The sequence below is a fragment of the Aeromonas sp. QDB18 genome (assembly GCF_027705325.1).
In the GTDB taxonomy this organism is placed as follows: domain Bacteria; phylum Pseudomonadota; class Gammaproteobacteria; order Enterobacterales; family Aeromonadaceae; genus Aeromonas; species Aeromonas caviae.
This window is the reverse complement of record NZ_JAPDBQ010000251.1, coordinates 1-2,310: the sequence shown is the minus strand read 5'-3', so window position 1 is coordinate 2,310 and position 2,310 is coordinate 1. Positions and strand designations below refer to the sequence as shown.

Below are 2,310 nucleotides of genomic sequence, written 5' to 3'. Positions count from 1 at the left end.
AAGCCAAACCACAGAAGTATGCGACGAGAAAACCTAGTAAAAACAATGCCAGTCAGGCTTAACTGACTGGCATTACGGCCCTCGGGCCGCCGTTTTGCATTTTTGCGAAGCACGGTCAGAGATCGAGGGCGAAGCGCCCCTTGCCCGACTGCTTGGCCCGGTACATGGCGGCATCGGCCCGGTGCAGCAGATCGTCGATGTGACAATACTGGCCCGAGTGGCAGAGGGCGCCTCCTATGCTGCCGGCAAGGGGCAGCCGGTGACCGGCCACGTCCCCAGGAACCGCCATGGCCGCCAGCAGCCGCTCGCACAGGGCGGGCAGCTCCAGTTCCGGCTGGCGCAGGGCGGGCAGTATGATGGTGAACTCGTCGCCGGCCAGGCGCGCCACCATGTCCCCCGGGCGCACCTCGGCACTCAGCACCTGGGCGAAGCGTTGCAACAGGGCATCGCCGACGTGGTGTCCCAGCCTGTCGTTGATCCCCTTGAAGCCGTCGAGATCGAGGAACAGCAGGCCCAGGGGGTCGGCATTCTGGCGCACCCGCTCCAGCTCCCGGGAGAGGCGCAGGGTGAAGGCGCGCCGGTTGGGCAGGCCGGTGAGGGGGTCGTGAGCCGCCTCGTGTTCCAGCTGGCTTTGCAGCGCCTTGAACTCGGTGATGTCGCTGCCGAGGATGTAGACCCCGGGCTCGTCGCCCCGGCTCGGGATCATGGTGATCCTGAGGTCGCGTCGGCCTATGGGGAGATCGAAACGGTGCTCGAAACTCACCTGCTCACCGGCGAGGGCCTTTGCCACATAGGCCATGGCCCTGCCGTGGGCCTCCTCGCCGATGACGTCTCGCACGCTCATTTCCCGCATCTGTTCGGTATCGAGCCCGAAGTAGCGGCAATAGGCTTGGTTGGCGAACAGGTAACGCCCTTCGGGCGACACCATGCTGATGGTGACCGGCAGGCCATCGGTGATGGCCCGCAGTCGGGCACGGCCACGCTCGATCTCCGCGAGCACCTGGCGGCGGGCCGTGATGTCGTGCAAAAACAGGGCGATGCGCACCTTGCCGTCGAACTGGTAACGCTCGGCAATCACCTCGACCGGGATGTGCCGGCCTGTGCGGGTGATGATGTCGCACTCCAGCCGCCGTGGCGGACTCTGCGGGTTGCCTGACAGGCTCAGCAGGGGATGCTCGGCGCCGAGTAGCCCGAAGAGGGGACGGCCCAGCATCTCGTCGGCGTGCCAGCCGAGCAGGGTGGTGGAGGCCGGGTTCCAGCCTGTGATGATGAAATCGGCATCGAGCTCGAGGAAGGCGTTGCTGGTGTGCTCCAGCATGTGCTGCAGGCGGCGCTGCTCCTGCCACAGCTGCTGCTGCATGGCGCCGCGCTCGCGCATCTCCTGATGCAGCTGTTCCACCGTGCGGGAGAGCTCCCGGGTCCGTGACTGCACCTGCTGCTCGAGCCCTTGCTGCAGCCGCACGAGTTCGGCTTCGGCCTGTTTGCGCTCGGTGAGGTCGGCAAACACGGCGATCATGTGGGGGGCCATGGTGCGGCTCTGGCAGAGGGTCACGCTGAGCTGGACCCAGCACTGGGTGCCATCGGCCCGGATCATCCGCTTCTCCAGCCGGTAATCCTGCAGTTGCCCCGCGATCAGGGCATCGAACAGGGGCTGCTCCCGTTGCAGATCTTCGGGATGGGTCATGGCGAGCCAGGTCCGGCTCAGCATCTCGTGCTCGCTGTAACCGAGCAGCCGCTCCAGCCCCGGGTTGGCTCTCAGCCATTTCCCCTCGAGGGAGGAGAGGGCCATGCCCACCGACGACTGGTTGAAGGTCAGGGTGAAGAGATGCTCCTTGTCTTCCAGCACCTGGTTGAGGGTACGCACCTGGTGGCGCCGCTCCAGGTCGTGCAGGGTGTTCTCCACCAGGCGGCCGAAGTCGTCGAGATCCCGGCAGGCATCTTCGTCGAGATGGCGCGGCACATGGTCCACCAGGCAGAGGGTGCCGAGCACCACGCCATCGAGGGCGCGCAGGGGGCGGCCGGCGTAGAAGACCACGCCGGGATCATCGGTCACCAGCGGATTGTCGGCAAAGCGGAGATCCCGTCTGGCATCCGGTACCTGCATGATCTCGGGGCGCAAAATGGCATGACCGCAGAAGGAGTGCTCCCGGTTGATCTCGCACATATCGACCCCGGTGCGGGCGAGAAACCACTGCCTGTTCACATCGGTCAGGGAGACCATGGCGATGGGGAGTGGCCTTGTTGCACAATTCCAAAGCAGGACAGCAGTCTCTCAGGCGCCGATTTCGCTCAGTTGACCTGTTGTCGTAC

At 65.3% G+C, this 2,310-nt stretch carries 1 pseudogene; it reads right to left on the bottom strand.

Annotation, left to right across the window (positions count from 1 at the left end):
* Positions 1 to 115 precede the first annotated feature (115 nt).
* Positions 116 to 2,233, bottom strand: a pseudogene (locus tag OKC30_RS20565) (PAS domain S-box protein); the annotation flags it as partial.
* Positions 2,234 to 2,310: the final 77 nt, after the last annotated feature.